Raw genomic sequence first — 6,800 nt, 5'->3', positions numbered from 1 at the left:
CATGCCAGTTTTGGTTGAAAATGCTTGTCATCTCAGGTGTACACTTTTCTCATGAGGCCTAACTGCATGATTTTACGTTGCGAGGATCCGTCGTTTCACTGGGCTGCCAGCATAAAATCTATTTATTCAACAAAGCCCATGATTAACAATCCCTTGTCATATTTTTTCTGTTTCCGGGGATAATACCATCCCCGGAAACCAGAGCAATGCTCCATTTATGACGCGCGAGAGGTCTCCTCGGCATCATCTTCGGCATCCAGAACCATTTCTTCGCTTCTGAAACGGTTGATCAGCGCGAACAGCAGACTCAGCGCAATACCCACTACGGTGGCTAATGCCATGCCTTTCAATTCAGCAGCACCCAAATGTACTTTCGCACCGCTCACCCCGATGATCAGGATAACCGAGGTCAGAATCAGGTTTTGTGCCTTGTTGTAATCCACTTTGGATTCGATAAGCACACGAATACCGGAAGCGCCGATGACACCGTACAGCAGCAGAGAAACACCGCCCATGACCGGCACCGGCACTGCCTGAATCGCGGCCGCCAGTTTGCCCACGCAGGAAAGCAGAATGGCAAGTATTGCCGCACCGCCGATCACCCAGGTGCTGTAGACCTTGGTGATGGCCAGTACGCCAATATTTTCACCGTAAGTGGTATTCGGGGTTGAACCGAAGAAACCAGAAATCATGGTAGAAAGGCCGTTGGCAAACATCGAGCGGTGCAAGCCAGGATCGCGCATCAGATCTTTTTTCACGATATTGGCGGTAACCACCAGATGGCCCACGTGTTCAGCAATCACCACCAGCGCAGCAGGCAGGATAGTCAGAATGGCAAACCATTCAAAACGCGGCGTATAGAAGGTCGGCAGTGCAAACCAGTGCGCCTGAGCGATAGGCGCGAAATCCACGACGCCCATGACAAACGATAAGCCATAGCCCACCAGCACACCGATCAGAATCGGGATAATAGCCAGAAAACCGCGGAACAACACAGAGCCCAGTACGGTAACCCCTAAGGTCACCAGCGAAATAATCACGGTTTTGCTATCAACTGACGCGCCATCCGCAGGCAGCAGACCGGCCATGCCCGCTGCAAACCCGGCCAGTTCCAGACCGATGACCGCAACAATCGCCCCCATCGCCGCCGGTGGGAAAATAACATCCAACCAGCAGGTACCAGCGCGTTGCACAATCAGCGATACCAGGCAGAACAGAACACCACACATGATAAAACCGCACAGTGCCACTTCATATCCCAGCGGCAGCAGCAACAGCACCGGAGAAATAAAGGCAAAGCTGGAGCCCAGATACGCCGGGATCTTGCCCTTACAGATAAACAGATAGAGCAGCGTGCCAATGCCGTTGAACAGCAGTACGGTCGCAGGGTTAATTTTGAACAGAATCGGTACCAACACCGTCGCGCCAAACATGGCAAACAGGTGCTGGAAGCTCAGCGGGATGGTTTGTAACAAGGGGGGTCGTTCACTCACCCCGATGGCGCGACGAGTCATCGTTTATATCCTCTGTAAAAGTGACTTGATGTTGTGTGGTTAGCCGTTTTGTCCAGCATCGTTATCACAGCACAGCCGCCCTCACGCGTCACCGCGTAGGGAAGCGAGGCTGATTATAGAAATCGTGCGAAATATGGGTGAAAAACCGCCGTGGCGTTGCGCAACGAAACCGACGCAAAAAAAAGCCGACTTACTCAGTCGGCTGATACGGCTTATTTAGTACCAAAGAGCTTATCGCCCGCGTCACCAAGACCCGGCATAATATAGCCATGCTCGTTGAGCCCTTTGTCGACCGAGGCGGTATACAGCTCAACGTCAGGGTGCGCTTTTTCCAGCGCAGCAATCCCTTCCGGTGCAGCCACCAGTACCAATACCTTGATGCTCTGGCAACCCGCTTTTTTCAGCAGATCGATAGTGGCAATCATCGAACCACCGGTCGCCAGCATCGGATCCACCACCAGCGCCATACGCTCATCAATGTTGGAGACCAGTTTCTGGAAGTAAGGCACCGGCTCCAGCGTCTCTTCGTTGCGGTACATACCCACCACGCTGATGCGTGCGCTCGGTACATTTTCCAGCACACCTTCCATCATGCACAGACCGGCACGCAGGATCGGCACCACAGTAATTTTTTTGCCTTTGATCTGATCGACTTCCACCGAACCGCACCAGCCTTCGATAGTCACTTTTTCAGTAACCAGATCGGCCGTGGCTTCATAGGTCAATAAGCTGCCGACTTCGGATGCCAGTTCACGAAAGCGTTTTGTACTTATATCGTTTTCACGCATCAGGCCAAGCTTATGTTTGACGAGCGGGTGTTTAACCTCGACGACCTTCATTCTATTCCCCCTATAGAAAGTGGACGGATATCCTCACGACGCAGAATCGGTGCGCCGAGGGCGGACATGGCAGCCCATCATAAAAAAATCGCGGGATTATACCGCTTTTTTGCTTAAGCGCTACAGGTTATAGCCTGATCCAGATCAACCGGGCAGGGAAATTCTCATTGAACAGGAAAAATGCAAAGCAGGCAACACACCACTCGCAAACGATTGCTCTCGCTGTTAGAATTAGCGCGCTTAGATAGGGGTAGATCCACCAGGCTGGATATGCTCGCTATCTCACCACCAATTGTATTCTCCGTGGGGACTCCGCAGTGATCGACAAAACCTCTCTTAGCTACAAAGACGCAGGCGTGGATATTGATGCTGGTAACGCATTGGTAGACCGTATTAAAGGCGTAGTGAAACAAACCCGCCGTCCTGAAGTGATGGGCGGTCTGGGCGGTTTCGGTGCACTGTACGCCTTGCCCCAAAAATACCGTGAACCGGTTCTGGTTTCCGGTACTGACGGGGTCGGCACCAAGCTGCGTCTTGCCATGGATCTGAAACGCCACGACACCATCGGTATCGATCTGGTGGCTATGTGTGTCAATGACCTGGTAGTTCAAGGGGCAGAGCCGCTGTTCTTCCTAGATTACTACGCCACGGGGAAACTGGATGTCGATACTGCCGCCAGCGTGATCACCGGTATCGCCGAAGGGTGCAAACAGTCAGGCTGTGCGCTGGTCGGCGGCGAAACCGCTGAAATGCCCGGCATGTACCACGGTGAAGATTACGACGTCGCCGGTTTTTGCGTCGGTGTTGTTGAAAAATCAGAGATCATCGACGGAAGTAAAGTGCAGGCAGGTGATACTCTGGTAGCACTGGCAGCCAGTGGCCCACACTCTAACGGCTATTCGCTGGTACGTAAGATTCTCGAGGTGAGCAAAACCGATCCGGAACAGACGACGCTTGAGGGAAAATCACTGGCCGATCACCTGCTGGCCCCGACCAGGATCTACGTCAAATCCATTCTGGCGCTGATTGAAAAAGTGGATGTCCACGCGATTGCTCACCTGACAGGTGGCGGTTTCTGGGAAAATATCCCGCGCGTGTTGCCAGAAGGCATGCAAGCTAACATTGATGAATCCAGCTGGCAGTGGCCCGCCGTGTTCAACTGGCTGCAACAGACGGGCAACGTCAGCAGTCACGAAATGTACCGTACTTTTAACTGCGGTGTGGGTATGATTATCGCACTGCCTGCTGAACAGGCAGAGGAAGCCGTGGCATTCCTCAATAGCCAGGGTGAAACCGCATGGAAAATCGGCGTTATTCAACCCGCTAACGCCGGAGACGCAGTGGTCATTAATTAATGAAAAACATCGTTGTCTTGCTCTCAGGTCAAGGAAGCAACTTGCAGGCGTTGATTGACGCCTGCGCGCGCAAGCGTGTCAAAGCGAATATCGCGGCCGTATTCAGCAATAATCCAGAAGCCTATGGTCTGGTACTGGCGCAAGAAGCCGAGATTCCGGCCCATGTCATCGACCCACAAGGGTTCGCTGACCGGGTTGCCTTTGACGCTGCAATGGCAGAAGAGATGGCGCAATACCAACCGGACCTGGTGGTACTGGCGGGTTATATGCGCATCCTCAGCCCGGAGTTTGTTGCGCTGTTTGCAGGCAAAATGCTGAACATCCACCCGTCCCTGCTGCCCAAGTACCCGGGCCTGCATACCCATCGCAAGGCGTTGGAAAATGGCGATAAGGAACATGGCACTTCGGTCCACTTCGTGACTGACGAACTGGATGGCGGTCCTCTGATTCTGCAAGCCAAGGTCCCGGTGTTTGGTGATGATACGGAAGAAGCGCTCGCCGCTCGGGTACAAACTCAGGAACACACCATCTATCCATTGGTGGTGAACTGGTTTGCCGAAGGGCGTCTTAAAATGCGCGAGGGCGAAGCTTGGCTCGACGGCGTGCGTATTCCCAAACAGGGTTATGTTGCCGAATAACGCTAATTCCCACTGACTTTCAGGCGGTAGCACTCTGCCGCCCTGAAAGTTCCCGCTGAACGACACTTTATTTACTTACGAAATTATTACCATCATAATGATATAAAACAACATTATCTTTTTGTCGCATTTTCCCCGCCTTAGCATTATTGATAATTACTCTCATACTCATTAACTTCCCCTGCTCGATTTTATGCAGAGGGCGAATATGCGCGCATTATTCCTGACCAAAACGTTACTGGTCATGCTGCCGTTGGCGAACACCACCGCTAGGGGAAAGGCCGTTACCGACCTGCTGGGACGGCAGGTAACGATTCCCGATAATCCTTCACGTCTTTTTCTCGGTGAAAGCCGTTTGCTCTATAACCCTTGCGTTGCTGGAACCCGGTAATCCGGCACAGCGCGTGATGGGTTGGCCCGGCGATATGGCACGTTACGACGAGCAAAGCTGGGAAAAATACACCACCGCATTCCCTGCCATTGCACAAATCCCGCGTCTTGGCGATGGGGGGGCCGCACACGCTGAATGCCGAAGCCATTCTGCCGTTAAAGCCCGATCTGGTCATCCTGCCGCGTCTGGCTAAAACCTCGGCGAAGGATGATGCGCTACAGCAGACGCTTGAACGCGCAGGCATCCCGGTGATTTATGTCGATCTGCGCGTCGAACTGTTGAAAAACACCCTGACCGGCGTCCGTTTACTCGGCGAAGTACTCAACCGCACTGAACGTGCTGCCGCTCAGCGCATTTTACCAGCAGCATATGGACGCCATTTCACAACGCCTAGCGCGCTATCACGGCCAAAAGCCCACCGTGATGCTGCACCTGCATATGGGCCGCTGCAATACCTGCTGTACCACAGCAGTAGGTGGCAATCTTGGTGAGTTACTGCGCTTTGCCGGTGGCGATAACATCGCAGCCGACAGCATTCAGCGCGTCTATGGTGAACTCAATCCGGAAAAAATGCTGGCAGCCAACCCCGATGTCTACATCGTCACCGGCATGGTGGTGCCAGAAGGAAAACGATTCTCGTCACTGATGCTGGGCCCGGACGTTCCCGAGCAGCAAGCGCAAAACAGCTTTACCACACTGCTACAACAAGAACCCATTCTGTCACACCTCAACGCCGTGCAGCAGGGGCGCGCTTGGAGTATGCGGCACAACTTCTACCTAAGCCCGTATCACGTGGTGATGGTGGAGATGTTTGCCAAAGCGCTCTACCCCGATCTATTTGCCGATTTGCAACCGCAAGACACCTTAAAACAACTCTACCAACAATTTTTACCTATTGAATTTTCAGGGACATTCTGGAGTCACATCGCACATGAACGCTAATTTTATACGTCGCAGTTGGCCACTTATCCCGCTGTTGCCACTGGGTTCGCACGCTGCCTCATCGAGCGCGCAGGAAGATACCGTGGTGGTCACGCAATCTGACCGGGCCACCGCCGATACAGACAGCGGCTATCAACCGCACAAAAGCGTAACCGGCACACGCACCGAAGCACGTCTGCTGGACGTGCCGCAGGCGGTTAACGTAGTGCCACCGCAAGTGTTACGCGATCAGGCGGCACGTACGCTGGACGAAGCGCTGTACAGCATCAGCGGTATTACCCAAGCCAACACACTCGGGGGGACGCAGGATGCGGTGATCAAACGTGGGTTTGGCGACAACCGCGATGGGTCGCTGTTTCGCGATGGCATTCGTTCGATTCAGGCTCGCAATTTCACGCCTACCAGCGAACGCGTTGAAGTCCTCAAAGGCCCGGCCTCCATGCTGTACGGCATGGTTGAACCCGGCGGCGTGATCAATATCATCAGTAAAAAACCGGAACTGGTTCGGAAAACCCATATCGAAGGCTGGCAGAGCAGCTTTAACGGGGGCGGTGGACAGGCGGATGTCACCGGACCACTAGGAGACAACGGTTTGGCTTACCGTATGCTGGTCGATCACGACGAAACCGATTACTGGCGCAATGTTGGCCGCAAACGCCAAACCACCGTTGCGCCGTCAGTGATGTGGTATGGCGATGACACCACGGTGCGCCTTGCCTATGAACATCAGGAATACCTGACGCCGTTCGATCGCGGCACCATCATCAATCCCAATACCGGCAAGCCAGTCAATACGCCGCGCGACCGCCGCTTTGACGAGCATTATAACGCCACGCGCGGCGATCAGGACACCGTGACGCCCTAGATGGAGCGAACGCTCAACGATCGCCGGAAGAGCAACATCGCCTATTCCTATGCACGTAACCGCTATAGCGACAATCAGGCACGCGCCACCAAATTCAACGCAGTGACCGGAATACTAGGCTGTGTCCCTTAATTGCCTGAGTTATAGTAACCGTATGTTTACACAGTATATTGAACTATGGCTCGCTACGACCTTCCCGATGAAGCATGGATGATCATCCAGTCTTTACTGCCTGCTGAACCAGCAATACCACGTG

Annotated in this window: 4 protein-coding genes and 2 pseudogenes; 4 read left to right on the top strand and 2 right to left on the bottom strand. The window is 53.5% G+C overall.

What is annotated here, in order from left to right:
• Positions 1-215: 215 nt before the first annotated feature.
• Both uraA and upp read right to left on the bottom strand, forming a co-directional pair.
• A complete protein-coding gene (uraA, locus tag QZ506_RS20310) occupies positions 216-1,514 on the bottom strand; it encodes a uracil permease (protein ID WP_291973491.1) in 1,299 nt (432 codons plus the stop codon).
• 212 nt (positions 1,515-1,726) lie between these two features.
• Positions 1,727-2,353, bottom strand: a complete 627-nt coding sequence (upp, locus tag QZ506_RS20305; protein WP_291973489.1) for a uracil phosphoribosyltransferase — start codon at positions 2,351-2,353, stop codon at positions 1,727-1,729.
• A 317-nt stretch (positions 2,354-2,670) separates the two neighbouring features.
• On the opposite strand from upp, the gene purM reads away from it, so the two are divergent.
• The 4 genes and pseudogenes from purM to QZ506_RS20285 all read left to right on the top strand — a co-directional run.
• Positions 2,671-3,708: a phosphoribosylformylglycinamidine cyclo-ligase gene (purM, locus tag QZ506_RS20300; RefSeq protein ID WP_291973487.1), complete on the top strand. Its 1,038-nt coding sequence runs from the start codon at positions 2,671-2,673 to the stop codon at positions 3,706-3,708.
• Entirely contained in the window at positions 3,708-4,346 is a 639-nt protein-coding gene (gene purN / locus QZ506_RS20295; RefSeq protein WP_291973484.1) for a phosphoribosylglycinamide formyltransferase, read from the top strand. The genes purM and purN overlap by 1 nt, the downstream gene beginning before the upstream one ends.
• A 208-nt stretch (positions 4,347-4,554) precedes the next feature.
• Positions 4,555-5,679 (top strand): annotated as a pseudogene (locus QZ506_RS20290) (ABC transporter substrate-binding protein).
• Positions 5,669-6,661: pseudogene (locus QZ506_RS20285) on the top strand (TonB-dependent siderophore receptor); the annotation flags it as partial. The pseudogenes QZ506_RS20290 and QZ506_RS20285, both read left to right, overlap by 11 nt.
• Positions 6,662-6,800: the final 139 nt, after the last annotated feature.

Origin of the sequence: Candidatus Symbiopectobacterium sp. (assembly GCF_020054415.1) — a bacterium.
GTDB lineage: Bacteria > Pseudomonadota > Gammaproteobacteria > Enterobacterales > Enterobacteriaceae > Symbiopectobacterium.
The sequence above is the reverse complement of the archived record's forward strand: the minus strand, read 5'-3'. Positions and strand labels throughout refer to the sequence as shown.

Excerpts from the sequence above, each read along its gene's own strand:
- upp (WP_291973489.1), bottom strand. The coding sequence starts at position 2,353 with ATGAAGGTCGTCGAGGTTAAACACCCGCTCGTCAAACATAAGCTTGGC.
- purN (WP_291973484.1), top strand. The coding sequence starts at position 3,708 with ATGAAAAACATCGTTGTCTTGCTCTCAGGTCAAGGAAGCAACTTGCAG.
- uraA (WP_291973491.1), bottom strand. The coding sequence starts at position 1,514 with ATGACTCGTCGCGCCATCGGGGTGAGTGAACGACCCCCCTTGTTACAA.